Annotated in this window: 23 protein-coding genes; 16 read left to right on the top strand and 7 right to left on the bottom strand. The window is 68.7% G+C overall.

The annotated features are described in order from the left end of the window. The first annotated feature begins 76 nt into the window (after positions 1-76). The 6 genes from ACV7NO_RS07245 to ACV7NO_RS07220 all read left to right on the top strand — a co-directional run bounded on the left by ACV7NO_RS07245 (position 77) and on the right by ACV7NO_RS07220 (position 9,159). Positions 77-1,522 carry an amidohydrolase gene (locus ACV7NO_RS07245; RefSeq protein WP_463405330.1) on the top strand — a complete coding sequence of 482 codons (1,446 nt, stop codon included), beginning with the start codon at positions 77-79 and terminating at the stop codon, positions 1,520-1,522. A gap of 141 nt (positions 1,523-1,663) precedes the next feature. Beyond that, on the top strand, positions 1,664-3,490 hold the full coding sequence (locus tag ACV7NO_RS07240; protein ID WP_463405329.1) for a DUF885 domain-containing protein: 1,827 nt from the start codon (positions 1,664-1,666) through the stop codon (positions 3,488-3,490). Positions 3,491-3,710: 220 nt separating this feature from the next. Continuing rightward, complete coding sequence (locus ACV7NO_RS07235; protein ID WP_463405328.1) at positions 3,711-5,444, top strand: DUF1800 domain-containing protein; 1,734 nt, start codon at positions 3,711-3,713, stop codon at positions 5,442-5,444. Between the two features lie 3 nt (positions 5,445-5,447). Then, positions 5,448-6,836 (top strand): DUF1501 domain-containing protein, encoded by a 1,389-nt coding sequence (locus ACV7NO_RS07230; RefSeq protein ID WP_463405327.1) that lies wholly within the window; start codon positions 5,448-5,450, stop codon positions 6,834-6,836. Between the two features lie 199 nt (positions 6,837-7,035). Further along, a complete protein-coding gene (locus ACV7NO_RS07225) occupies positions 7,036-8,391 on the top strand; it encodes a cytochrome P450 (protein WP_463405326.1) in 1,356 nt (451 codons plus the stop codon). A 282-nt stretch (positions 8,392-8,673) separates the two neighbouring features. After that, positions 8,674-9,159, top strand: a complete 486-nt coding sequence (locus tag ACV7NO_RS07220; RefSeq protein ID WP_463405325.1) for a hypothetical protein — start codon at positions 8,674-8,676, stop codon at positions 9,157-9,159. A gap of 49 nt (positions 9,160-9,208) precedes the next feature. Here ACV7NO_RS07220 and ACV7NO_RS07215 read toward each other — a convergent pair whose 3' ends face one another. Both ACV7NO_RS07215 and ACV7NO_RS07210 read right to left on the bottom strand, forming a co-directional pair. Beyond that, a complete protein-coding gene (locus ACV7NO_RS07215; protein ID WP_463407303.1) occupies positions 9,209-9,595 on the bottom strand; it encodes a VOC family protein in 387 nt (128 codons plus the stop codon). Positions 9,596-9,621: 26 nt separating this feature from the next. After that, positions 9,622-10,728 carry an S-(hydroxymethyl)glutathione dehydrogenase/class III alcohol dehydrogenase gene (locus ACV7NO_RS07210; RefSeq protein ID WP_463405324.1) on the bottom strand — a complete coding sequence of 369 codons (1,107 nt, stop codon included), beginning with the start codon at positions 10,726-10,728 and terminating at the stop codon, positions 9,622-9,624. A gap of 100 nt (positions 10,729-10,828) precedes the next feature. Between ACV7NO_RS07210 and cysQ the strand changes: the two genes are divergently transcribed. The 5 genes from cysQ to ACV7NO_RS07185 all read left to right on the top strand — a co-directional run bounded on the left by cysQ (position 10,829) and on the right by ACV7NO_RS07185 (position 15,452). Further along, the gene (gene cysQ / locus ACV7NO_RS07205; protein ID WP_463405323.1) at positions 10,829-11,653 is read left to right on the top strand and encodes a 3'(2'),5'-bisphosphate nucleotidase CysQ; all 825 of its coding nucleotides are present in this window, start codon (positions 10,829-10,831) and stop codon (positions 11,651-11,653) included. Then, positions 11,650-12,546, top strand: coding sequence for a sulfate adenylyltransferase subunit CysD (gene cysD, locus ACV7NO_RS07200; protein ID WP_463405322.1), 897 nt, complete (start codon positions 11,650-11,652; stop codon positions 12,544-12,546). Before cysQ ends, cysD begins: the two co-directional genes overlap by 4 nt. Then, positions 12,546-12,701, top strand: a complete 156-nt coding sequence (locus tag ACV7NO_RS07195) for a hypothetical protein (RefSeq protein ID WP_463405321.1) — start codon at positions 12,546-12,548, stop codon at positions 12,699-12,701. The genes cysD and ACV7NO_RS07195 overlap by 1 nt, the downstream gene beginning before the upstream one ends. Beyond that, entirely contained in the window at positions 12,698-14,614 is a 1,917-nt protein-coding gene (gene cysN, locus ACV7NO_RS07190) for a sulfate adenylyltransferase subunit CysN (RefSeq protein WP_463405320.1), read from the top strand. Before ACV7NO_RS07195 ends, cysN begins: the two co-directional genes overlap by 4 nt. Before the next feature lie 88 nt (positions 14,615-14,702). Then, positions 14,703-15,452: a class I SAM-dependent methyltransferase gene (locus tag ACV7NO_RS07185; protein WP_463405319.1), complete on the top strand. Its 750-nt coding sequence runs from the start codon at positions 14,703-14,705 to the stop codon at positions 15,450-15,452. Positions 15,453-15,651: 199 nt separating this feature from the next. On the opposite strand, the gene ACV7NO_RS07180 is transcribed toward ACV7NO_RS07185, so the two are convergent. From ACV7NO_RS07180 to ACV7NO_RS07165, 4 genes are all read right to left on the bottom strand, one after another. Beyond that, positions 15,652-16,782, bottom strand: coding sequence for a GNAT family N-acetyltransferase (locus ACV7NO_RS07180; protein WP_463405318.1), 1,131 nt, complete (start codon positions 16,780-16,782; stop codon positions 15,652-15,654). A gap of 101 nt (positions 16,783-16,883) precedes the next feature. After that, positions 16,884-17,348 (bottom strand): RidA family protein, encoded by a 465-nt coding sequence (locus tag ACV7NO_RS07175; protein WP_463405317.1) that lies wholly within the window; start codon positions 17,346-17,348, stop codon positions 16,884-16,886. A gap of 164 nt (positions 17,349-17,512) precedes the next feature. After that, positions 17,513-18,139 (bottom strand): HAD family hydrolase, encoded by a 627-nt coding sequence (locus tag ACV7NO_RS07170; RefSeq protein WP_463405316.1) that lies wholly within the window; start codon positions 18,137-18,139, stop codon positions 17,513-17,515. After that, a complete protein-coding gene (locus ACV7NO_RS07165) occupies positions 18,136-18,420 on the bottom strand; it encodes a DUF3572 domain-containing protein (protein ID WP_463405315.1) in 285 nt (94 codons plus the stop codon). The genes ACV7NO_RS07170 and ACV7NO_RS07165 overlap by 4 nt, the downstream gene beginning before the upstream one ends. Positions 18,421-18,459: 39 nt before the next feature. Between ACV7NO_RS07165 and ACV7NO_RS07160 the strand changes: the two genes are divergently transcribed. Beyond that, positions 18,460-18,822 carry a response regulator gene (locus tag ACV7NO_RS07160; protein ID WP_463405314.1) on the top strand — a complete coding sequence of 121 codons (363 nt, stop codon included), beginning with the start codon at positions 18,460-18,462 and terminating at the stop codon, positions 18,820-18,822. 260 nt (positions 18,823-19,082) lie between these two features. Here the strand turns inward: ACV7NO_RS07160 and rpmG are convergent, their stop codons facing one another. Beyond that, positions 19,083-19,250 (bottom strand): 50S ribosomal protein L33, encoded by a 168-nt coding sequence (gene rpmG / locus ACV7NO_RS07155; protein ID WP_055844439.1) that lies wholly within the window; start codon positions 19,248-19,250, stop codon positions 19,083-19,085. Positions 19,251-19,500: 250 nt separating this feature from the next. Here rpmG and ACV7NO_RS07150 point away from each other — a divergent pair, with 250 nt between their 5' ends. The 4 genes from ACV7NO_RS07150 (at position 19,501) to ACV7NO_RS07135 (ending at position 23,831) form a co-directional block, all read left to right on the top strand. Then, positions 19,501-19,803: a hypothetical protein gene (locus ACV7NO_RS07150; protein WP_463405313.1), complete on the top strand. Its 303-nt coding sequence runs from the start codon at positions 19,501-19,503 to the stop codon at positions 19,801-19,803. A gap of 28 nt (positions 19,804-19,831) precedes the next feature. Then, entirely contained in the window at positions 19,832-20,386 is a 555-nt protein-coding gene (locus tag ACV7NO_RS07145; RefSeq protein ID WP_463405312.1) for a TMEM165/GDT1 family protein, read from the top strand. 95 nt (positions 20,387-20,481) lie between these two features. Beyond that, positions 20,482-20,979 carry a Dps family protein gene (locus ACV7NO_RS07140; protein ID WP_463405311.1) on the top strand — a complete coding sequence of 166 codons (498 nt, stop codon included), beginning with the start codon at positions 20,482-20,484 and terminating at the stop codon, positions 20,977-20,979. 131 nt (positions 20,980-21,110) lie between these two features. Continuing rightward, positions 21,111-23,831 (top strand): TonB-dependent receptor, encoded by a 2,721-nt coding sequence (locus ACV7NO_RS07135; protein WP_463405310.1) that lies wholly within the window; start codon positions 21,111-21,113, stop codon positions 23,829-23,831. Positions 23,832-23,833 lie beyond the last annotated feature (2 nt).

The raw sequence follows: 23,833 nt of genomic DNA, 5'->3' as shown, positions 1-23,833 counted from the left end.
GGTTGAAAGAAAGACAGCCCCCTTCGGAGAAGCTCAGGGTAAACGGATGCCCGTAAAATCCCGGAGAGAATTCATGATGATCCGCGCGCTTCTGCTAGCCTCCGCCTTCGCCTCCCCCGCCGTCGCGCAGGGAATCGCCCAGCCCGATCGCACCGCGATCGTCGCGGACGTCGACAAGCGCGCGCCCCAGCTCGCGCAGACCGCGAAGGCGGTGTGGGACTATGCCGAGGTCGGCTATCAGGAAACGAAGAGCTCCACGCTCCTCCAGTCCGAGCTGAAGAAGGCCGGGTTCACCGTGAAGGCGGGCGTCGCCGGCATGCCGACCGCGTTCGTCGCCAGCTACAAGTCGGGTAGCGGACCCGTGATTGCGATCCTCGCCGAGTTCGACGCGCTGCCCGGCCTCGCGCAGACGATCGACGCCGCCAAGACGCCGATCGCAGGCCGGATCGCGGGCCATGCCTGCGGCCACAACATCTTCGGCGCCGCCTCGATCACCGCGGCGATGGCGGTGAAGGACTGGATGGTCGCCAACAAGGTGGCGGGCGAGCTGCGCGTCTACGGCACCCCGGCCGAGGAGGGCGGATCGGGCAAGGTCTACATGGTCCGCGCCGGGCTGTTCGACGACGTGTCCGCGACGCTCCACTGGCACCCGGGCGACCAGAACGGGGTCAGCGTCGGCAAGAGCCAGGCGAACATCTCGGGCAAGTTCCGCTTCCGCGGAGTCTCCGCGCACGCCTCCGCCGCACCCGACAAGGGCCGCTCCGCGCTCGACGGCGTCGAGGTGATGGACGTCGCGACCAACTTCCTGCGCGAGCATGTGCCGATCGGCACCCGCATCCACTATGTCATCACCAAGGGCGGCGAGGCGCCCAACGTCGTCCCCGACTTCGCCGAGAGCTATTATTACGTCCGCCACACCGATCCCGCGGTGGTGAAGTCGGTGATGGCGCGCGTCCGCAAGGCCGCCGAGGGCGCGGCGATGGCGACGGGCACCACCGTCGAGTTCGAGGCGACCGGCGGGGTCTATTCGATGCTCGGCAACGATGCGCTCGCGACGGTGATGCACCGCAACCTCGCCGCGGTCGGCGGCGAGACGTGGACGCCAGAGGAACAGCAATGGGCGACGACGATCCAGAAGACGCTGCCGACGCAGAAGGATCTCGCCTCGATCGCCACGATCCGCCCGATCACGCACGAGGACGGCGGCGGCTCGACCGACGTGTCCGACATCAGCTGGACGACACCGACCGTGGGCCTGGGCACCGCCACCTGGGTGCCGGGCACGCCCGCGCACAGCTGGCAAGCGGTGGCCGCGTCGGGCATGTCGATCGGCGCGAAGGGCGGCGTCGTCGCGGCCAAGACGATCGCGCTGACCGCCGCCGACCTGTTCCGCTCGCCGCAGGTGCTGGCCGAAGCGAAGGCCGAACTGCTGAAGAAGCGCGGCGCAGGGTTCAAATACGAGGCGATGCTCGGCGATCGCGAGCCCCCGCTGGATTACCGGGCGAAGGGTGGGGCGGAGTAAGGTTCGGGTAATCGGGCTGCACACCCCTCCCCGTCACCCCGGACTGGATCCGGGGTAACGGGGTGGGGAACCGATTTCGATTCAGCCCCGCGCGAAACCGTCCTAACGTCACGCCACTCGCGGCACGAAGGACCAACGCCCATGCAGATCGATCGTCGGACCCTCCTCGCCGGCACAGCCGCGCTCGCCACCACCGCGGTCCTCCCCGCCGACGCCACCCCCGCCGACGCCGCCGCGCTCCGCCTGCTGGACGACACCGCCGAGGCGCTGCTGCGCGAATATCCCGAACAGGCCGCGTATCTGGGGATCGACACCGGCGCGCGCGCCGCGCTCAAGGCGCAGCTGACGCGCTACGGCAAGGCTGCGGTCGCGACGCGTGCGGCGGCGTGCGATACCCGCCTTGCAAAGCTGAAGGCGGTCGACCGCACGCCGCTGTCCCCCGACGTCGCGATCGACCTCGACGTGGCGCAGGCGGCGCACCAGCTCGCCGCGGACGGCTATCGCCGGATGCCCGTCGGCGACGTCGCGATCCTCGGCCCCAACGGCTATCGCAGCACGCCCTACGTCGTCGCGCAGGGCAACGGCGCGTTCACCGACGTGCCGACGCTGCTGGTCGAGAAGCATGCGGTCGCCGGCCCGGCGGATGCGGAGGCGTATCTGGCGCGGATGCAGGCCTATGCGGTCGCGCTCGATGCGGAGACGCAGGCGATCGCCGCCGATGCCGCCGCCGGGGTGCTGCTGCCCGCGTTCCTCAACGACATCACCGCCGCGCAACTCCGCGCTGGCGCGACGCAGCCCCCCGCGCAGTGGGACATCGTCACCAGCCTTGCCGACAAGGCGAAGAAGGCCGGGCTCGCGGCCTCGTGGCGCGACAAGGCCGAGGCGATCGCCGCGACGTCGATCGCCCCCGCCCTCGCGCGCCAGGCCGACCAGTTCGTGCGCCTGCGCCCCAAGGCAGGCGACGCCCCCGGCATGTCGGCGCAGCCCGATGCGGCGGATCGCTACCAGTGGCTCGTCGAAGCCGGCACCACCACGACGCAGACGCCCGACCAGATCCACGCCTCCGGCCTCGAGCAATGCCGCGCGTTCGCCGCGCAGATGGACCCGCTGCTCCGCGCGGCCGGGATGACGCAGGGGACCGCGGGCGAGCGGATGGCCGCGCTCGGCAAGCGCCCCGACATGCTGTTCCCCGATACCGATGCCGGCCGCGCACAGATCCTCGCCTTCCTCGAAAACGGCCTCGCCGACATCCGCACCCGCCTGCCCCGCGCGTTCGGCAAGCTCGTCCCCGGCAACGCGGTGATCCGCCGGGTGCCGCCCGCGATCGAGGGCGGCGCGCCCAACGGCTATGCCGGCCCCGGCACCAAGGACGGCAAGACGCCGGGCATCTTCTACATCAACCTGAAGGATACCGGCATCTGGCCGCGCTTCGCGCTGCCGACGCTGTCGTTCCACGAGGCGATCCCGGGGCATATCTGGCAAGGGGAATATCTGTTCGACCTGCGGCTGATCCGCGCGCTGCTCAGCTTCAACGCCTATTCGGAAGGCTGGGGGCTGTACGCCGAACAACTCGCGGACGAGCTGGGCGTGTACGACGACAACCCGATCGGGCGGCTCGGCTATCTCCAGTCGATGAACTTCCGCGCGGCGCGGCTGGTCGCCGACACCGGGCTGCACGCCAAGCGCTGGACGTTCGACCAGGCGATGCGCTTCTTCATGGAAACCACCGGCTTCACCGCGTCGCAGGCGGGCTCCGAGCTGCGCCGCTATTGCGCGTGGCCGGGACAGGCGCTGGGCTACAAGACCGGGCATAACGAGATCAACCGGCTGCGCGCGAAGGCGAAGGCCGCACTCGGCCCCCGGTTCGACCTGCGCGGGTTCGACGACCGCGTCGTCAGCGCGGGCGGAATGCCGCTCGGCGTGCTGGAGCGCGTCGTCGATCGCTGGATCGCGACGCGCAAGGGGTGAGCGCGACCGGCATTCGCCTTAAAAAGCGCAGTGCCGAAACCACACCGTCACCCCGGACTTGATCCGGGGTGACGGGAACGAGCGACCAATTCCCCTCCCCATGCGCCCAGCCGATCGGCGTTAACCTATCTTGTTAAGGTCCGCTGCGGTATCAACGCGTTAGGTTTCGGCACGTCTTCCGCGGGGGGAGCGCGTGCCATGCCGGGGGTGGGGACCATCAGTGCTTGACGATAGGCGCCCGTTCGACGGGGACGCGATCAACAGCGTGCGCGAGATCGACGCGGCATCGGGGGATGCGATCGCGCCGCTTTCTCTTGCCGCGACCGCAGCCGCACTCGCGCCGGCCGCGCTGCTCGCCGCGTGCGGCGGCGGCAGCGGATCCGATGGCGGCGGCGCCACCGCGACCACGCCCTCTGCCCCCGTCGTCGTCGCGCCGACCCCGCTCACCGCGGCGCAGGCCAGCCGCTTCCTCGCGCAATCGACGATGGGCGCCACCCGCGCGACGATCGCGGAGGTGATCGACAAGGGCTATGACGCGTGGCTCACTGCGCAGTTCGCGATGCCGCGCGCGACGACGCACTGGGACTGGCTGAACGCCAACGGCTACAACGTCGCTGCCAACATCAATTCGGAAACCGGCTTCGACCAGACGATGTGGCGGCAGATGATCGTGGAGCCCGATCAGCTGCGCCAGCGCGTCGGCATGGCGCTGCTCGACATTCTCGTCGTCGGGATCGGCGGGGTGAACCTCAACTGGAAGCAGTTCGCGACCGCCGCCTATGTCGATCTGCTGCTCGACAACGCGTTCGGCAATTATCGCCAGCTGATGGACGCGATCACCTACAATCCCGCGATGGCGTCGTTCCTGACCTATCTGGGCAACCGCAAGGCCAACCCCACCACCGGCGCGGTGCCCGACGAGAATTACGCGCGCGAGCTGATGCAGCTGTTCACGCTGGGCCTCTACCAGCTCAACATGGACGGCACGCCGAAGACCGCGAACGGCACCCCGCTCGAAACCTATACGCTGGCCGACGTATCGCAGCTGGCGCGCGTCTTCACCGGGTTCACGCTGTCGACCACGGTCAGCACCACGCCCGATCGCTACCGCGACCGGCTGACGATCACCGCCTCGACCAACGAGACGGGCGCGGCGACCTTCCTCGGCACCAGCGTGTCGGGGGGCGGCACCGCGGCGGTGAAGGCCGCGCTCGATGCGATCTTCGCGCACGGCAACATCGCGCCGTTCGTCTCGAAACAGCTGATCCAGCGTCTCGTCACGTCGAACCCCTCGCCCGCCTATGTCCAGCGCGTCGCGACCGTCTTCGCCGACAACGGCGCGGGCGTGCGCGGCGACCTGAAGGCGGTGGTCCGCGCGATCCTGCTCGATACCGAGGCACGCGGCGACACCGCGCTCGCCGCCACCACCGGCGGCAAGCTGCGCGAACCCGTGATGCGGCTGACCGGCTGGGCACGCGCGTTCAACGTCGCCTCGCCGTCCAGCGCCTGGCCGATCGGCGACACCTCCAGCCAGTCGACCCGGCTCGGCCAGTCGATGGGGCGCAGCCCGACGGTCTTCAACTTCTTCCGGCCCGGCTACGTCCCCGCCTCCACCGCGATCGCGACGGGCGGGCTGGTCGCACCCGAGTTCCAGGTGACCAACGAACAGTCGGTCGTCGGCTACATCAACTACATGTACGCGCTCGTCTCGAACGGCACCGGCGACGTGAAGGCGGACTATACCGACATCCTGACGAAGGCCGCGGACAGCCAGGCGCTGATCGACGAGGTCAACACCGTGCTCGCCGCCGGCCAGCTCTCCGCCGCGACCGTCGCGTCGATCAGGGCCGCGATCGACAGCGTCTCCGCCACCGCCAGCACCGGCCCGATCAACCGTGTCGGCGTCGCCATCCTGCTGACGCTCGCGTCGCCCGATTATCTGACGGTGAGGTAACCCATGTCGGATTTCATCCACGACGCCTCGCGCCGCGCCTTCCTCCAGCGCTCCGCCGCGCTCGGGCTCGCCGGGGTCGCGGCGCCCTTCGCCGCCTCGCTCGGCGCGATCGGCGAAGCCGCGGCCGCGACCGCGACCGACTACAAGGCGTTGGTCTGCATCTTCCTCTACGGCGGCATGGACTACGCCAACACGCTGACGCCGTATGACCAGGCGAGCTACACCCAGTATCTCGCCGCGCGCGCCAACATCGCGCACACCCGCGAATCGCTCGCGGCGACCGTCCTGAACCCGACGACCGCGCTCGCCGGCGGTCGCCAGTACGCGCTGGCGCCTACGATGACCTCGCTGCTTCCCGTGTTCGACGCCGGCAAGATGGCCGCGGTCCTCAACGTCGGCACGCTCGTCCAGCCCACCACCAAGGCGCAGTATCAGGCCGGCTCGGTCCGCCTGCCCCCGAAGCTGTTCAGCCACAACGACCAGCAGAGCTATTTCCAGGCCTCGAGCCCCGAAGGCGCGACGTCGGGCTGGGGCGGGCGGATCGGCGATCTCTATCAGGCGGGCAACGGCGCCTCGACGCTGACGTGCATCAACGCCAGCGGCAACGCGATCTATCTGACGGGGCGGCAGGCGATCCAGTATTCGATCGGCACCGGAGGGCCGATCGCGCTGCTGTCGAACAGCCAGACGCTCTATGGCTCGGCGACCGCGGCGAGCACGCTGCGCTCGCTGATGACGGGCACCAACGCCAATGTGCTGGCCAACGAACATGCCCGCGTATCGAAGCGCGCGCTCGACACCTATGCGCAGGTGACGTCCGCGCTGGCCGGTGCGCCGGTCGGCAACTTTCCGCTCTTCCCCTCGGGCAACAGCCTTGCGGACCAGCTCAAGATCGTCGCGCGGATGATCTCGGTGTCGAGCGAGCTGGGCGCGAAGCGGCAGGTGTTCTTCGTCTCGCTCGGCGGGTTCGATCTGCACGACCTTCTCGTCGCCAAGCATCCGGGGCTGATGAAGCAGGTCGCGGACGCGATGCGCGCCTTCTACGACACCACCGCCGCGATGGGCGTCGCCGACAAGGTCACCGCGTTCACCGCCAGCGATTTCGGCCGCACGCTGCAGTCGAACGACGACGGGTCGGACCATGGCTGGGGCAGCATGCACTTCGTGATGGGCGGCGCCGTGAAGGGCAAGCGCCTCTACGGCACCGCGCCCGCAATCGGCAACGGCACCCCCGACGATGTCGGCCAGGGCCGCCTGCTCCCGACCATATCGGTCGATCAGTACGCGTCGACGATGGCGTCGTGGTTCGGCGTCTCCACCGGCGACATGACGACGGTGCTGCCCAACATGGGCAACTACAATCCGAGCACGTGGAACCTCGGCTTCGTGTGACGCAGGACGCGTGAAGAACACCCGTCGCCCCCGGCCGTGAGCCGGGGTGACGCGTCTTTTCGACAGACCGGCAGGAACGGGACCACGGCTCCAAGGCCGGGGTGACAAAACGCCTCGCGCACTTGACTCCGCCCCCGTCATAACTAAAGTTACGGACGAAGCCTGCCGTACGAGGCGGGCACCTCAGGAGAGCCGAGCCATGCGTCTCGTCAGCGATCATATCGTCGAGGGGCGCCCTGGCCCGACCTTCCCGCTCGCCTGGCCGACGCTCCCCGGCGTCGACCTCACCGACATTCAGGCCTTCACCCGCGGCCAGCCCTGGGCGGACTATGCGCGGATGCGCACGGAGGCGCCGGTGATGTGGCATCCCGGGGCGCGGGGCGGCGTCGGCTTCTGGGCGATCACCGGCCATGACGACGTCAAGCGCGTCAACGGCGATCCCGAGACCTTCTCGTCGGAGACCGGCGGCATCCTGATGACGCTGGGGCCCCAGGAGACGCGCCACCCGACGCTGTTCTCCGCCTCCACCAACTCGATGATAAATCTCGACGCGCGGCCGCACCGCCAGCTCCGCCGCGAACACATGCCCTATTTCACCGCGACCTACATGAAGGGCCTGCGCGGCCGCGTCTCCGCCGAGGTCACCCGCCTGCTCGACACGATGGCCCCGCTCGGCAAGTGCGATTTCGTCGAGAAGTTCGCGCAGCGCCTGCCGATCTTCACGCTGTGCGAGATGCTGGGCGTCCCCGAGAGCGACCGCGAGCGCTTCATGGGCTGGATCCACTTCCTAGAGATGGCGCAGCAGGTCGCGCTAGAGCAGATCGACCAGCTCGCCGGTCTCACCGAACCCTCGCCGCAGATCGCCGCCTTCATCCAGATGTTCAATGCCAACGTCGAGGAGATGTTCGCCTATGGCCGCGACATGCTCGCGAAACGCCGCGCGGACCCACAGGCGGACCTGATGAGCGCGATCGCCAATGCCGAGGTGGAAGGCGAGACGCTGCCCGGCGAATATCTCGACGGCGCATGGCTGCTGATCGTGTTCGCGGGCAACGACACCACGCGCAACTCGCTGTCGGGCGCGATGAAGCTGTTCACCGAGCACCCGGAGCAGAAGGCGCTGCTCCAGCGCGACGGATCGCTGCTGACGAACGCGGTGCACGAGATCACCCGGATGGTCAGCCCCGTCATCTACATGCGCCGCACCGCGACGAAGGACGTCGAAATCCACGGCCAGACGATCGCCGAAGGCGAGAAGGCGATCATGTATTACGGCGCGGCGAACCGCGATCCCGCGATGTTCCCCGATCCCGACCGCTTCGACATCACCCGCGCCAATGCGGAGAAGAATATCGCGTTCGGCCACGGCCCGCACATCTGCATCGGCCGGATGACCGCGCAGCTCCAGCTCGAGGAAGCCTATCGCCAGATCTTCCAGCGCTTCCCGGACATCGCCTGGACCGGCGGCATCGACATCGCCCCAAACAACTTCGTCCATGCGGTGCGCCGGCTGGAGGTGGCGTTTACGCCCGAGGCGGCGGCGCGGGCGGCGTAGGCGCGCGCACCCGACACTCAGGACCAATCGACATTCAGCGATTGGGGCCGCGACACGTGCCAAACCCGTCACCCGCCCCAAGCCACCCTCCCCACCCCGAACCGTCACCCCGGCGAAAGCAGGGGTTTCTCTCGGCAGCGCGAACCCTTTGCTGCGGGACGACTCCGCCTTTCACTGGGGTGGCGGTTGAAGGAACGCGCCCCAAAGCGGGCACGATGGATCGAATCTCATGGCGCACGCGTTCGCCCGAGCGACCATCATGACCGCAACGGGAGTGCCCTCTTGATCGCCGCCTATTCCAAGCTTGCCGCCAACACCGCGACCGCAATCCTCGCCTTTTCGATCGCCGGGTGCGGCAACGCCGCCACCGAAAGCGCGACTACCAACGAAACCGTGTCGCTCCGCGAACTCGCGACCACCAATATCGCCGCGCCCGAGCGTGTCGGCTACAGGCTCGAGGGGACGATGATCCCGACCCCGTCGGATCCCGAATCGCGCTTCTTCCTGCTGCGCGAGCGCCAGACGCCGACCGGCACCGTGATCGCGATCCTGCGGCAGGAGCGCGGCGGCAAGATCGCCTATTCGCGCACCGAGGTGGATTGCGGCAAGCGACTGTTCCACGTCCTCGGCATCGGCGACACGCGCGGCCATGCGGAGGTGAACATCACGCATGACGGCCCGCTGCGTCCGATCGCCGGGCTGCCGCTCCGCGAGGAACTCGCGGGCTTCGTCTGTCAGCGCAACGGAACGCCGCTCGCTGCGGCGTGATGTGTCGGGCGGGCCGGGACCGGAACTCCGGGCCCGGCCGCCGGGAAAATCAGGCCGCGGCCATCCGGTGCAGCGCGCACAGCTTGTGGCCGTCCGGGTCGCGCAAATAGGCGAGGTACAGGTCGCCGAACCCGCCCTTGCGGACCCCCGGCGCGTCCTCGATCGCGGTGCCGCCTGCCGCGACGCCTGCCGCGTGCCAGGCGTCCGCCTGCTCCGGCCCATCCACCGAGAAGCCGATCGTACCACCGTTCGCATACGTCGCCGGCTGGCCGTCGATCGGCGCGGTGACCAGCAGCATGCCGCCATTGTGCATATAGATCAGGCGCCCTTTGTCGTCCTGAATCGCGGGCTTGCCCCCCAACGCGCCGAGCAACGCGTCGTAGAACGTCTTCGACCGTGCCAGATCGTTCGATCCGACCATCATGTGGCTGAACATCGTCATCCTCTCCTTCGTGTTGATCGTCAGTAGATCACGACGCTGCGGATGCTCTCGCCCGCGTGCATCAGATCGAAGCCCGTGTTGATCTCGTCGAGCGGCAGCCGATGCGTAATCATCGGGTCGATCTGGATCATGCCGTCCATATACCAGTCGACGATCTTCGGCACGTCGGTCCGCCCACGCGCGCCGCCGAACGCGGTGCCGCGCCAGTTGCGCCCGGTGACGAGCTGGAACGGCCGCGTGCTGATTTCCTTGCCCGCCTCCGCCACGCCGATCACGATGCTGGTTCCCCAGCCGCGATGGCAGCATTCCAGCGCCTGGCGCATCACCTCGGTGTTGCCGGTGCAGTCGAAGCTGTAGTCCGCGCCGCCGTCGGTCAGCTGGACGATATGCGGCACGATATCGCCGACCTGCTTCGGGTTCGCGAAGTGCGTCATCCCGAACTGCCGTCCCCACGCCTCGCGGTCCGGGTTGATGTCGACGCCGACGATCATCTTCGCGCCCGCCAGCCTGGCGCCCTGGATCACGTTCAGCCCGATCCCGCCCAGCCCGAAGACCACGACGGTGTCGCCCACCTGCACCTTGGCGGTGTTGACCACCGCGCCCACCCCGGTCGTCACGCCGCAGCCGATATAGCAGCTGGTGTCGAACGGCGCGTCCTCGCGGATCTTCGCGACCGCGATCTCGGGCAGCACCGTGAAGTTCGAGAAGGTCGAACAGCCCATGTAATGGAAGATCGGCTGGCCCTTGTAGCGGAACCGCGTCGTCCCGTCGGGCATCAGCCCCTTGCCCTGCGTCGCGCGGATCGCGGTGCACAGGTTCGTCTTGCCGGAAAGGCACGACTTACATTGGCGGCACTCGGGGGTGTAGAGCGGGATAACGTGATCGCCGGGTGCGACGCTCGTCACGCCCGCACCAACCTCGCGCACGATGCCGCAGCCCTCATGCCCCAGCACGCTCGGGAACAGCCCCTCGCTGTCGAGCCCGTCGAGCGTATAGGCGTCGGTATGGCAGATGCCCGTCGCCATGATTTCGACCAGCACCTCGCCCGCCTTCGGCCCCTCAAGGTCGAGCTCGACGATCTCCAGCGGCTGTTTCGCCTCGAACGCGACGGCGGCACGGGTCTTCACGATTCCACTCTCCTGCGGGGGTCGGTTACGGGATAAGCATAAGCAGGGCTTTCGCGCGACCAAGAAAGCGGCGCGTGCGACGGGCGGGGGGCGACACTAGATGGACGACATGGAACTGGGTGTGGAACGGGACGCGCTGCTGCGCGCGCTGGTCACGGTCGCGGGCGCGGCGGGCGACATCGTGTGGGATCATTTCGTCGGCGGCTGCGCGGTCGTCATCAAGGCGGACGAGTCGCCCGTCACCGCCGCGGATCACGCCGCGGAGGCTGCGATCCTGACCGCCCTCGCCGCGATCGCGCCGGGCATCCCCGTCGTCGCGGAGGAAGAGGCCGCGGCGGGGCGCATCCCCGTCACGCCTGGCGCGTTCTTCCTTGTCGATCCGCTCGACGGCACCAAGGAGTTCATCCGCAAGGGCGACGACTTCACCGTCAATATCGGCCTGATCGAACACGGCGCGCCGACGATGGGCGTCGTCTACGCGCCTGCGCACCGCACGCTCTACTGGGGCGATGTCGGCGTCGGCGCATGGCGGGCGGAGCGCGCGCCGCATGGCCTCCAGGGCGCCGCCCACCCGATCGGCGTCCGCGCGCCCGGCACGCCGGTATGCGCGGTCGCCTCGCGCAGCCACGCCACCCCCGAAGTGGTCGAATGGCTCGACGCGGGGGGGATCTGCGACTGCGTGTCGATCGGCTCCAGCCTCAAGTTCGCGCTGGTCGCGGCGGGCGAGGCCGACGTCTACCCCCGCACCGGCCCGACGATGGAGTGGGACACCGCGGCCGGCGACGCGATCCTGCGCGCCGCGGGTGGCCGCATGTTCGCGCCGGACGGCACGCAGTTCGCCTATGGCAAGCCCGGCTTCCGCAACACCGGGTTCGTCGCCACCGGCGCGTACGACCCCGCCCCGATCGGCCCCTATTGCAAATGACGCTGACCCATCTGGACCGCCTTGAGGCGGAGAGCATCCACATCCTGCGCGAAGTCGTCGCGGAGGCCGCCAATCCCGTCATGCTCTACAGCATCGGCAAGGATTCCGCGGTGATGCTCCACCTTGCGCGCAAGGCCTTCTACCCCGCCCCCCCGCCCTTCCCGCTCCTCCATGTCGACACGACGTGGAAGTTCAAGGCGATGTACGCGCTGCGCGAAAAGGCCGCGCGCGAGGCGGGGATGGAGCTGCTCGTCCACCGCAACCCGGAGGCCGAGGCGAAGGGGATCAACCCGTTCGACCACGGCGCGCTCCACACCGACCTATGGAAGACCGAAGGGCTGAAGCAGGCGCTCGACCTTCACGGGTTCGACGCCGCGTTCGGCGGCGCGCGCCGCGACGAGGAGAAGAGCCGTGCCAAGGAACGCATCTTCTCGTTCCGCTCCGCCGCGCACCGCTGGGACCCCAAGGCGCAGCGCCCCGAGCTGTGGCACCTCTACAACGCCCGCAAGAAGCCCGGCGAAAGCATCCGCGTCTTCCCGCTCTCCAACTGGACCGAGCTCGACGTCTGGCAGTACATCGCACGCGAAGGAATCGAGATCGTCCCCCTCTATTTCGCCGCCCCCCGCCCGACGGTCGAGCGCGACGGCATGCTGCTGATGGTCGACGACGATCGCTTCCGTCTCGGCCCCGGCGAAGTCCCGGTGGAGCGCTCGATCCGCTTCCGCACGCTCGGCTGCTACCCGCTGACGGGCGCGGTGGAGAGCGAGGCGGCGACGCTGCCGCAGATCATCCAGGAAATGCTGCTGACCACCACCAGCGAACGCCAGGGCCGTGCGATCGACCGCGACGCGGGCGCCAGCATGGAAGCGAAGAAGCAGGAGGGGTATTTCTGATGGCACCCAGCACGATCCTCCCCGGCACGGGGAGGGGGACCGCCGCGTGCAGCGCGGTGGTGGAGGGGGAGCGCCACGAAGCGCTTCGCCTGCGGCCCGCCCCCTCCACCAGCCTGCGGCTGGTCCCCCTCCCCGTCCCGGGGAGGATCTGGTGACCGCTTACCGCCCCGACGCGCTCATCGCGTCCGACATCGACGCGTACCTCGCCCGCCACGAGGCGAAGGACCTGCTGCGCTTCATCACCTGCGGCTCGGTCGACGACGGCAAGTCGACGCTGATCGGCCGCCTGCTCTACGATTCGAAGACGATCTTCGAGGACCAGCTCGCCAGCCTCGAGGCGGACAGTAAGCGCGTCGGCACGCAGGGCCAGAACATCGATTTCGCGCTGCTGGTCGACGGTCTCGCCGCGGAGCGCGAACAGGGTATCACGATCGACGTCGCCTATCGCTTCTTCGCGACCGAGAAACGCAAGTTCATCGTCGCCGACACCCCCGGCCACGAACAGTATACGCGCAACATGGTGACGGGCGCGTCGACCGCGGACCTCGCGGTGATCCTCGTCGACGCGCGCAAGGGCGTGCTGACGCAGACGCGGCGGCACACCTTCCTCGCGCACCTGCTGGGGGTGCGCAACATCGTGCTCGCGATCAACAAGATGGACCTGGTCGGCTATGATCGCACCGCGTTCGATCGCATCCGTCTCGCCTATCGCGCCTTCGCCAGCGACATCGGCATCACCGATTTCGCCGCGATCCCCGTCTCCGGCCTCGCCGGCGACAACATCGCGGCCGCCTCGGATGCGATGCCGTGGTACACCGGGCGCACGCTGATCGAGCATCTCGAAAGCGTCCCCGTCGACGCCGATCGCGACGCGGCGAAGCCGTTCCGCCTGCCGGTCCAATGGGTCAACCGCCCCGATCTCGACTTCCGCGGTTTCGCGGGCACGATCGCGGGCGGGACGATCCGCCCCGGCGACGCGGTTCGCGTGCTGCCGTCCGGACGCACCTCGACCGTGGCGCGCGTGGTGGCCATGAACGGCGATCTGGATCACGCCGTCGCGGGCCAGTCGATCACCCTCACTCTCGCCGACGAAGTCGACTGCTCGCGCGGCGACGTCATCGCCGTCTCGGACGATCCCCCGCAGGTCGCGGACCAGTTCGAGGCGACGATCGTCTGGATGGCGGACGAGCCCATGCTCCCCGGCCGCGGCTATATCCTGAAGCTCGGCACGCAGACCGCGACCGCGACGCTCTCGCCCCCCAAATACGAGATCAACGTCAACACGATGGACGAACTGGCGGCCAAGACGCTGGCGCTCAACGCGATCGGCGTAACCCGCGTCTCGACCGACAAGCCGCTGGTGTTCGAGCCCTATGCCGACAGCCGCGAGAGTCCGAATAGGGATTTGGGTGGCTTCATCCTGATCGACAAGCTGACCGACCAGACGGTTGCGGCGGGCATGATCCGCTTTGCGCTCCGCCGCGCGCAGAACGTCCACCGCCAGGCGACCGACGTCACGCGCGAGATGCACGCCGGCCTCAAGAACCAGGCGCCTGCGGTCGTCTGGTTCACCGGGCTGTCGGGCGCGGGCAAGTCGACGATCGCCAATCTCGTCGAGAAGAAGCTCGCGCGAATGAACCGCCACACCTTCCTGCTCGACGGCGACAATGTCCGCCACGGGCTCAACAAGGATCTGGGCTTCACCGATGCGGACCGCGTCGAGAACATCCGCCGCGTCGGCGAGGTCGCGCGGCTGATGACCGATGCGGGGCTGATCGTCCTCACCGCGTTCATCTCGCCGTTCCGCGCCGAACGCGACATGGTCCGCCGGATGATGGCCCCCGGCGAGTTCGTCGAGGTCTTCGTCGACACTCCGCTGGCCGATGCGGAAGCGCGCGACGTGAAGGGCCTCTATGCCAAGGCGCGCAGCGGCAAGCTCGCCAACTTCACCGGCATCGACAGCCCCTACGAAGCCCCCGAGGCGCCCGAGATCCGCATCGACACCCATGCGATGACCCCGGACGCCGCCGCGCAGTTGATCGTCGATCGCCTGATCGGAGAGCCTTGATCGCATCACCGAATGCGCCGAAGTTGCGCCGAACACGCACCCGGCCGCTTGAAGCAGGCGGGACGGGCCGCGTAACAGGAGAGACCCGATGCGTATCGCCGCCCCCATCGTCATCGCCGCGCTGGCGTTGTCCGCCCCCGCCGACGCGCGCCAGCATAGCGCGGCCGAGAGCAAGGCCGCCGTCGCCAGGGCGCTCGCCGATCCCGCCCGCGCCGACCAGGCGAGCGACGACCAGCGCCGCAAGGCCGCCGAAGTGATCGCATTCGCAGGGATCGGCCCCGGCGACACCGTCGTCGATTTCCTCCCCGGCGCGGGGTACTGGACGCGGATCTTCACCGGCGTCGTCGGGCCGAAGGGCAAGGTCCATGCGATCTGGCCCGCGGCCGGCGCGAAATATGCCGAGAAGACGCTCCCCGCGCTCGAGGCCCGCAACCTCGCCAACGTCACCGCGGAGGTCCAGGCGACGAACCTGCCCACCGCCCCCGCTCCGGTCGATGTGTTCTGGACGGTCCAGAACTATCACGACATCCCCAACAAGGGCGCGGGCGAGCCGGCGCTGCGCGCATTCGACGCCGCGGTGTTCAGGATGCTCAAGCCCGGCGGCACCTATATCGTCATCGATCATGCCGACACGCCCGGCAGCGGCATGAAGGGCACGGAAACGGTCCACCGCATCGATCCCGCCGCTGTGAAGGCGCAGGTACAGGCGGCCGGCTTCAAGTTCGTCGGCGAGAGCACCGCGCTGCGCAACCCGGCCGACGATCACACGAAGAACGTGTTCGACCCGGCGGTGCGCGGCAAGACCGACCAGTTCGTCTACAAGTTCCGCAAGCCTTGAGGGGCTGATCCCCGAACCGTTCGGGCCAACTCTAGCCAAAGACCTGAAGAGCTGCCCCTAAAACCGTTAGGGCTGAGCCTGTCGAAGCCTTGTACTTCTTCGCCGCTGTCGAAAGGAAAGACAGCACCTTTCGACTGCCTGCCTGCGGCAGTCGCTCAGGACACGCTTCGACAGGCTCGGTGCGAACGGAGCTGTGGGATTACCCCCGCCGAAACGGCGCCAGCTCCCCCAGAAACTCCGCCTCGCGCTCCACCGCCACCCGCTCGCGATCCAGAAAGTCCGAAATCGCGCGCCGGAACCCCACATCGGGAATGTAATGCGCCGACCAGGTCGGCACGGGCACATAGCCGCGCGCCAGTTTGTGTTCGCCCTGCGCCCCCGCCTCGACGGTCTTCAGCCCCCGCGTGATCGCGGCGTCGATCGCCTGATAATAGCATAGCTCGAAATGGAGGAACGGCACCTCTTCGGTCGCACCCCAATAGCGTCCGTACAGCGTCTCCTCCCCGATCAGGTTGAGCGCGCCCGCGATCGGCACGCCGTCGCGCCTGGCAAGGATCAGCAGCACCCGCTCGCCCATCGCCTCCCCCAGCAGCGGAAAGAACGCGCGCGTCAGATAGGGCTGCCCCCACTTCCGGCTGCCGGTATCCTGATAGAAGCGCCAGAACGCGTCCCACTCCGCCGCGCCGATCTCGCCCCCGGTCAGGTGGACGATCTCAAGCCCCGCCTGCGCCCCCGCACGCTCCTTGCGGATCGCCTTGCGCTTGCGGCTGGCGAGGTCGCCGAGGAAGTCGTCGAACGTCGCATAGCCGCGGTTCGCCCAGTGGAACTGCGTCCCCTCGCGCACCAGCCAGCCCGCCGCCTCGAACAGCGGCACCTGATCGGGCTCCACGAACGTCGCATGCGCCGACGACAATCCGCTCTGGTCGGTCACCGCCTCGATCGCCGCGATCAGCGCGGGTGCCGCGGCGGGGTCGCGCAGCAACAGCCGCGGCCCCGGCACCGGCGTGAACGGCACCGCGATCTGGAGCTTGGGGTAATAGCTGCCGCCCGCCCGCTCCCATGCGTCCGCCCACGCGTGGTCGAACACATATTCGCCCTGGCTGTGCGCCTTGGCATAGGCGGGCGCGACCGCCGCCGGCTCCCCGTCCGCCCCGTCCACGACGATCGGCAACGCCTGCCACCCGCTCCGTCCCCCGACGCTCCCCGACGCCTCGAGCGCGGACAGGAAGGCGTGGCTAAGGAAAGGGTTGGCAGTGCCAGCGCACGCGTCCCACTGCGCGGCCGGAATGGCGGAGACGCCCTCGGCGATGCGCGCGATCAAATCGGTCATGCCGTCACGCGGTCGCGAGCGGAGACCGGGTTCGGTGTTCGTTCGAAAGTCATCGCCGCTCTATATAGCGACAGCCTACAGCCCGTGCAGGGGGGTGACGATCAAGAAAGCTGGATGATCGCATCCACCTCGACCGCCGCACCCAGCGGCAGCACCGGCACGCCCACCGCCGAGCGCGCATGCTTGCCCGCCTCGCCGAACAGCGCCACCATCAGCTCGCTCGCGCCGTTCGCCACCTTGGGCTGGTCGGTGAAGTCGGCGGCGGAGTTCACGAACACGCCCAGCTTGACGATGCGGGCGACGCGCGACAGGTCGCCGCCCAGATATTTCTTCACCTGCGCCACGATCATCAGTCCGCACGCCTGCGCCGCCTTCTGCCCGTCCTCGAGGCTGACGCCGTCGCCCAGCCGCCCGGTCACCAGCGCGCCGTCGACGAAAGGCAACTGCCCGGACAGATGGAGCAGCCCACCCGCCTCGACGACGGGGACATAGGCGGCGACAGGGGCGGCGGCTTCGGGAAGCGCCAGGCCCAGCTCTTCGAGCTTGCGATCGATATGCGTGGTCATGCGCGCAGCCTCACCACAGGCGCCCGTGCGCGGTCAAGCACGGGCTGGAATTGAAACCTGGCGCTCTGTCGTACCCCCGCCAAGGCGGGGGTCCAGTCCGGGCTCCCGCCTTGGCGGGAGCACCAAGGCGCGGGACAACCGAAATCGCGCTCCACCATCACCGGTCAAGCGTCGGCCGCCACCCCCGCGGCGAACCGGTCCGCGATCCACATGCGCGCCGCCTGCCAGTCGTCGATCCGCGCATGCGCCGCCGGCGCGGGCGGCACCGTCGCCGCGAGTTCGGGTTCGGAGATCATGTGCAGCCGGTGGACGCCCGTCGCGTGCTTCGCGACCGATTCGTGATGCACCGCCAGATCGTCGACGAACACCGTCACCGGGTTGCCATGTTCCGCGACCAGCCGCGCGACCGGCTCGCCCTTGCCGCCCTGGTTGCACTCGACGCGGTGATCGATCCCGAACGCGGCCAGCTGCTCGATCCGCGGCAGGCGGCAGTCGTCCTGCAGGTTCGTCAGGATCACGATATCCGTTTCCTCCGCCAGCGCCGCCAGCGCCTCGCGCGCATGCGGAACCAGCGTCTGGCGGTGCATCTCCGCGGGGAAGAAGCCACCCAGATACCCCCACATCTCCTCACGCGTCGGCGGCGGCGATCCGTCGCGCCGCGTCATCGCCTTCGCCAGTTCGGGGCCGCCGATCGCGAAATCGATGTCGTGCGACTCGCCCAGCCAGGTCCCGAAATGGCGGACCATATGCAGCAGCACTTCGTCGCAATCGCAGATCAGCAGCGGCTTCATGCGGACAGGCTTTCGTTGGCGGCGACCAGCGCCGCGGGAGGGACACCCAGCGCATCGGCGCAGGCGATCAGATCGGGCTCGTGCGATTCGAGGAACGCCAGCGTCGCCGCCAGCACCGCGGGATCGCCCGCGCGCGACCGAAGCTCGGCGGGCGCGAGCCCCGTCAGGTTGATGAACCGCATCGCGCGCGGCGGCTCGGTCAGCACCCACACGAGCGCACGCAGCGCCAGGGCCTGGGCGGCCTCGTTCGGATCATCGGTGTTGGTATCGCGGCGCGTCATCGCTATCATCCCGGACCTTCAGGGAAAGGTCGGTTCCGCGTGGCAAAACGGGTGCTCGTTGTCGAGGACAACGAACTCAATCTCAAGCTGTTCTGTGATCTGCTGCGCGCGCACGACTATCTGGCGGAGCCGGTCCGCGACGGTCGCGAGGCGGTGGAACGCGCGCGCGCGTTCCAGCCCGACCTCATCATCATGGACATCCAGATGCCGCACGTCACCGGCTACGAGCTGATCCTCGAGCTGAAGGCGGACGAGGCGTTGCGCACGATCCCGGTGATGGCGGTCACCGCCTATGCCGGCCGCGACGACGAGGACCGGATCCGCGGCGCGGGCGCGGAGGCGTATGTCTCGAAGCCGATCAGCCTCGCGCGCTTCGTCGATGCGGTGCGGGCTTTGATTTAGCGCCCTGATATCCAGGTCCGTTCATGCTGAGTAGAGACCGAGTAGCTGCGCAGCAGCGTATCGAGGGCTCGTATCGAAGCAACGCGCGCGGATCGATCCTTCGATACGCCATTTCGATACGCCCTCGCGGGCTACTCAATGGCTACTCAGGACGAACGGTGTGGGAGGGGTATCCACGACAAAACCGCGGACGATACGCCCGCGGCTTCACGCAACCCGAACCAAGATGAACGCGAGCGGGGATCACCCCGCCCGGCGGATCACTTGATCTTGGCTTCCTTGAAGTCGACATGCTTGCGCACGACGGGGTCGTACTTCTTGAACGACAGCTTCTCGGTCTTCGTCCGCGGGTTCTTCTTCGTGACGTAGAAGAAGCCGGTGTCGGCGGAGCTGACGAGCTTGATCTTGACGGTAGTCGGCTTGGCCATGAGCCCGGTATCCTGCAAAACGAAAGGAGCGGCGGAACGCATCCGCCGCTGACAGGGTGGGGCGGATGACGGAACTCGCCCGCCAAGTCAACCCGGACAACACGATTCGTGGCCTCCCGTCACCCCGGCGAAGGCCGGGGTCCAGCTCCGACACCCATGACGATACACGACGGTCGCCGCCCGGCTGCCCCCTCGTTAGCGCGCCCTTAACCCACCATCGTGCAGCCTCTCGTCCCAAGGGGGAATGGTCATGGACGATCCGATCACCAGCATCCGCGCGGAGCTCAGCCGCCGCATCCGTTCGATCGAGTGGCGCGCGGGCACGCGCACGATCGCCACCGAGGTCGATGCGATTCGCGCGCTCGCGCACCGCAACGGGATGCTTCCCGCAGTCACCGTCGCGCACGCGCTCGAGGCCGCGCTGGCTCGTGGCGAGCACGGCCCCCTCGTCCATGCCTGGCTCGACATGCTCGCCGACGCGGTCGGCAGCGAGCGACAGGATGCCGCCGCGTGCGACACCTTCGCCGCCGCCTGTGCGGTCCGCTTCGCCTGACGAACCGGGGCCGGCCATGGACGCGCTGATGGCGGCCCTCGTACTGGGCGCGCTCACCCAGATCGGCGATCGCACGCCGTGGCTCGCCACGATCCTGGCGGAGCGCTTCCGCACCAGGGCGCTCGTGCTCGTCGCCGCGACGCTCGCGCTCGCCGCCAACTACGCGATCGGTACGATCGGCGGCGTCCTGGTCGCGCCGATGCTCACGCCAAGCGCGAAGCAACTGCTGCTCGCGCTCGCGCTGCTGCTCGCCGGCGTCTCGACGCCGTGGCGCGCCAAGGCGCCCGAGCGGCTCGATACGTGGCGGATCGGCGCAGTGCTGACGAGCACGCTCGGCCTGTTCATCATGGCGTTCGGGGACCGGATGCAGTTCGTCGCCGCCGCGCTCGCCGCGCGCTCGCCGCTGCCCTGGGCCGCCCCGGTCGGCGCGACGATCGGCGCGATGGCGGTCGTCGTCGCCGCGGTCGCGATGGGGGAGGGTGCGTGGACCCGGCTCCCACTCCATTGGGTCCGCCTCGCCACCGCGGTCCTGCTGACCGTCGCAGGGCTAGTGATCGGCCTCTCGGCGCTCGCGCTGATCTGACCAGCCGAACACACTGAACGACAAAATCGCGGGAGCGAATCGCCGGGGCATCCGTTATCTCCGCGAAACGAAATCCAACCGATGGAGCCTGTGCCATGGCCGATCCCGCGCCCGCGCTGAAGACCCCGACCGATCTCAACCGCAACGACACGAAGTCGGTCGCCGACGCACTCAACTCGTCGCTGGCGGACTGCTACGCGCTGTACCTGAAGACCAAGAATTTCCACTGGCACGTCTCCGGCCCGCATTTCCGCGACTATCACCTGATGCTCGACGATCAGGCCGCGCAGATCCTGGGCGTCACCGATGCGATCGCGGAGCGCGTCCGCAAGACCGGCAACCTGACGTTGCGTTCGATCGGCGACATCGGTCGCCGTCAGACGATCGTCGACAACGATCGCGAGTTCGTCACCGCCGAGGACATGCTTGGCGAGCTGCGCGACGACAACCTCAAGCTCGTCGAGAGTTTCCGCGCGGTCAAGGAGGCGTCGGAGGAGGCCAAGGACAACGCCACCAGCGGCATCGTCGACGAATGGACCGATCAGGCCGAGGAGCGCGCCTGGTTCCTGTTCGAAGCCTCGCGCAAGGGCTGAAATCACATCTATTGCACCGCGCTGCCCCGGATTTGGCATAGTCCTGCGACAACTGGCCGTTAGCCGCACCACCGATCGACGAATCAAGGGGATCGGTGTTGCGGCGTTTCGGCAGAATGACGGTTGGGTTGATGGCAGGCAGCGCATGGATCGCGCCCGCCGCCGCACAGCAGCAGGCGCCCGCGACCCCCGCGCCCGCGGCGGAAGCACCCGTCGCCGAGGACGAGAGCGAAGGCCCCGACATCGTCGTGCAGGGCGCGCGCCTGCCCGGTTCCGTGATCGGCGACATCCCCCCCGAACAGACGCTCAGCCCCGCCGACATCCGCTCCTACGGTGTCGGTTCGATCAGCGAACTGCTGACCGAACTCGGGCCGCAGACCAACAGTGGCCGCGGATCGGGCGGCGCGCCCGTCGTCCTGCTCGACGGCCGCCGCATCTCCGGCTTCCAGGAAATCCGCGACCTGCCGACCGAGGCGATCGCCCGCGTCGAGATCCTGCCCGAGGAGGTCGCGCTCAAATACGGTTATCGCGCCGACCAGCGCGTCGTGAACTTCGTCCTGCGCCGCCGCTTCCGCGCGACCACGATCGAGGCGAGCGACCGCATCCCAACCCAGGGCGGCCGAAACATTCCAGCCGGCGAGGGGGACCTGCTCCAGATCCGGAACGGCCGCCGGTTCAACGTCCATCTCGGATACCAGAGCGCGTCGGCGCTGAGCGAAGCGGAGCGCGGCATCCAGGCGCAGTCGTCGCTCTTCTCCTTCCCCGGCAACGTCTCGGCGGTCGGCGGCGGCGTCCTCGACCCCCGCCTCGGCACTGCCACCGTCGCGGGCGTCCCCGGCACCAACCCCACGCTCGCCGATTTCGCCGCCACCGCAGGCCGGCCGACCGTCACCGATCCCGGCGCCTACCGCACGCTGCTGCCCGCGACCCAGGCGTTCAAGGCCAACGTCATCTATGCGCGTCCGATCGGCAAGGTGTCCGCGACGCTCAACGCCACGCTCGACTACAGCGACTCGCGCGCGTTCAACGGCCTGCCGACCACCACGCTGGCGGTGCCCGCGGGCAATCCCTTCTCGCCCTTCGCCAATCCGGTCACGGTGTCGCGCGCGCTCGACCTGCTTCCGCTCCAGCAGCGCGGCTCGTCGATCACCTCGCATCTCGGCGCGACGCTCAACGGCGATCGCGGCGCGTGGCGCTGGACGCTGACCGGCACCTACGACCGCGTCGACAGCGAGACGTTCACGGACACCGGCGTCGACGCGTCCGCGTTCCAGGCCCGCCTCAACGCACTCGATCGCACCGCCAACCCGTTCGGCGTCATCCCCGTCGGCGCAGGTGTCGCCAACCAGGCCTATTCCACCTCGACCAGCGGGGAGATCGACGCGGTCGCCAGCGGCCCGCTGTTCACCCTCCCCGCCGGCCCGGTCTCGACCACGATCAAGCTGGGCGCGGACACCAACGATTTCTCCAGCCGCTCGCTGCGCGCAGGCGTCGCGCAGTCGGGCGCGGTGTCGCGCGACATCGGCAGCGGTCAGGTCAATTTCGATCTGCCGCTCACCAGCCGGACGCGCGGGTTCCTGGGGGGCATCGGCAACCTGTCGCTCAACGGCAACGTCGCACTCGATCACCTGTCGGACTTCGGCACGCTGACGACGATCGGCTACGGCGCGAACTGGTCACCGCTCGTCGGCGTCCGCGTCATCGCCTCCGTCACCGACGAGGACGAGGCGCCGACCCAGCAGCAGCTCGGCAACCCCACGATCACCACGCCCGGCGTCCGGGTGTTCGATTACGTGCTGGGCCAGACCGCGACCGTTACCACGCTGTCGGGCGGCAACCCGAACCTCGCCGCGGACAACCGCCACGTCACCAAGCTCGGGCTCAACCTCAAGCCATGGAGCGAGAAGGACCTGACGCTGACCGCGGACTATATCCGCTCCAGCACCGACGATCCGATCGCCAGCTTCCCCACCGCCACCGCCGCGATCGAGGCGGCCTTCCCCGATCGCTTCACCCGCGATTCGAACGGCGCGCTGACGCGGATCGACACGCGCCCGATCAATTTCGATTCGTCGGAACGCAGTCAGCTTCGCTGGGGCATCAACGTGTCCAAGGCGCTCAAATCGAAGATCCAGCGCGAGTTCGAGGCGTTCCGCGCGGGCACCGGGCCGAACCCGTTCGCGGGCATGACCTTTCCCGGCGGGCGACGTCCCGGCGGCGAGGGCGGTGACGGTGGACCGCCGCGTCAGGCCGGCGGTGGCGAGGGCGGCCCACCCCCCGGCGGTCCCGGCGCGGGCGGCCCCGGCGGCGGTGGCGGCGGCTTCGGTGGACGCGGTGGCGGCTTCGGCGGGCGCGGTGGGCAGGGCGGCGGCCGGCTCCAGTTCGCCCTCTACCACACGTGGCATTTCACCGACACGGTCACGATCCGGGACGGCCAGCGGCTCGATCTGCTGCGCGGCGACGCGATCGGTTCGTCGGGCGGTCAGGCGCGCCACGAGCTGGAGGGGCAGGCCGGCTACACCAACAACGGCCTCGGCGCGCGTCTTTCAGTCAACTGGCAGAGCGGCACAACGGTACGCGGCGGCACCGCCGCGGCGCCAACCACGCTCGACTTCTCCAGCCTCGGCACCGCGGATCTTCGGCTGTTCGCCGATCTAGGCGGACGGCTCGAATGGGTGAAGGCGCATCCCTGGATGCGCGGGATGCGCGTGACGCTCGCGATCACCAACCTCGCCAACGAGCGCATTCAGGTGCGCGACGCGACCGGCGCGACGCCGATCAACTTCCAGCCCGCCTATCTCGATCCGCTCGGCCGCGCGGTCCGCCTTTCGGTCCGCAAGCTGTTCTTCTAGAA

The sequence above is a fragment of the Sphingomonas sp. Ell38C01 genome (assembly GCF_055231975.1).
Note: the sequence above shows the minus strand (reverse complement) of the source record. Positions and strands in the feature narration are given on the sequence as shown.

Excerpts from the sequence above, each read along its gene's own strand:
- ACV7NO_RS07195 (WP_463405321.1), top strand. The coding sequence starts at position 12,546 with ATGGCACCCAGCACGATCCTCCCCGGCACGGGGAGGGGGACCGCCGCG.
- ACV7NO_RS07150 (WP_463405313.1), top strand. The coding sequence starts at position 19,501 with ATGGACGATCCGATCACCAGCATCCGCGCGGAGCTCAGCCGCCGCATC.
- ACV7NO_RS07175 (WP_463405317.1), bottom strand. The coding sequence starts at position 17,348 with ATGACCACGCATATCGATCGCAAGCTCGAAGAGCTGGGCCTGGCGCTT.
- ACV7NO_RS07180 (WP_463405318.1), bottom strand. The coding sequence starts at position 16,782 with ATGACCGATTTGATCGCGCGCATCGCCGAGGGCGTCTCCGCCATTCCG.
- ACV7NO_RS07225 (WP_463405326.1), top strand. The coding sequence starts at position 7,036 with ATGCGTCTCGTCAGCGATCATATCGTCGAGGGGCGCCCTGGCCCGACC.
- ACV7NO_RS07245 (WP_463405330.1), top strand. The coding sequence starts at position 77 with ATGATCCGCGCGCTTCTGCTAGCCTCCGCCTTCGCCTCCCCCGCCGTC.
- ACV7NO_RS07135 (WP_463405310.1), top strand. The coding sequence starts at position 21,111 with ATGGCAGGCAGCGCATGGATCGCGCCCGCCGCCGCACAGCAGCAGGCG.
- ACV7NO_RS07185 (WP_463405319.1), top strand. The coding sequence starts at position 14,703 with ATGCGTATCGCCGCCCCCATCGTCATCGCCGCGCTGGCGTTGTCCGCC.
- ACV7NO_RS07145 (WP_463405312.1), top strand. The coding sequence starts at position 19,832 with ATGGCGGCCCTCGTACTGGGCGCGCTCACCCAGATCGGCGATCGCACG.
- cysQ (WP_463405323.1), top strand. The coding sequence starts at position 10,829 with ATGGACGACATGGAACTGGGTGTGGAACGGGACGCGCTGCTGCGCGCG.
- ACV7NO_RS07215 (WP_463407303.1), bottom strand. The coding sequence starts at position 9,595 with ATGTTCAGCCACATGATGGTCGGATCGAACGATCTGGCACGGTCGAAG.
- ACV7NO_RS07165 (WP_463405315.1), bottom strand. The coding sequence starts at position 18,420 with ATGACGCGCCGCGATACCAACACCGATGATCCGAACGAGGCCGCCCAG.
- ACV7NO_RS07240 (WP_463405329.1), top strand. The coding sequence starts at position 1,664 with ATGCAGATCGATCGTCGGACCCTCCTCGCCGGCACAGCCGCGCTCGCC.
- ACV7NO_RS07170 (WP_463405316.1), bottom strand. The coding sequence starts at position 18,139 with ATGAAGCCGCTGCTGATCTGCGATTGCGACGAAGTGCTGCTGCATATG.
- cysD (WP_463405322.1), top strand. The coding sequence starts at position 11,650 with ATGACGCTGACCCATCTGGACCGCCTTGAGGCGGAGAGCATCCACATC.
- ACV7NO_RS07140 (WP_463405311.1), top strand. The coding sequence starts at position 20,482 with ATGGCCGATCCCGCGCCCGCGCTGAAGACCCCGACCGATCTCAACCGC.
- ACV7NO_RS07230 (WP_463405327.1), top strand. The coding sequence starts at position 5,448 with ATGTCGGATTTCATCCACGACGCCTCGCGCCGCGCCTTCCTCCAGCGC.
- rpmG (WP_055844439.1), bottom strand. The coding sequence starts at position 19,250 with ATGGCCAAGCCGACTACCGTCAAGATCAAGCTCGTCAGCTCCGCCGAC.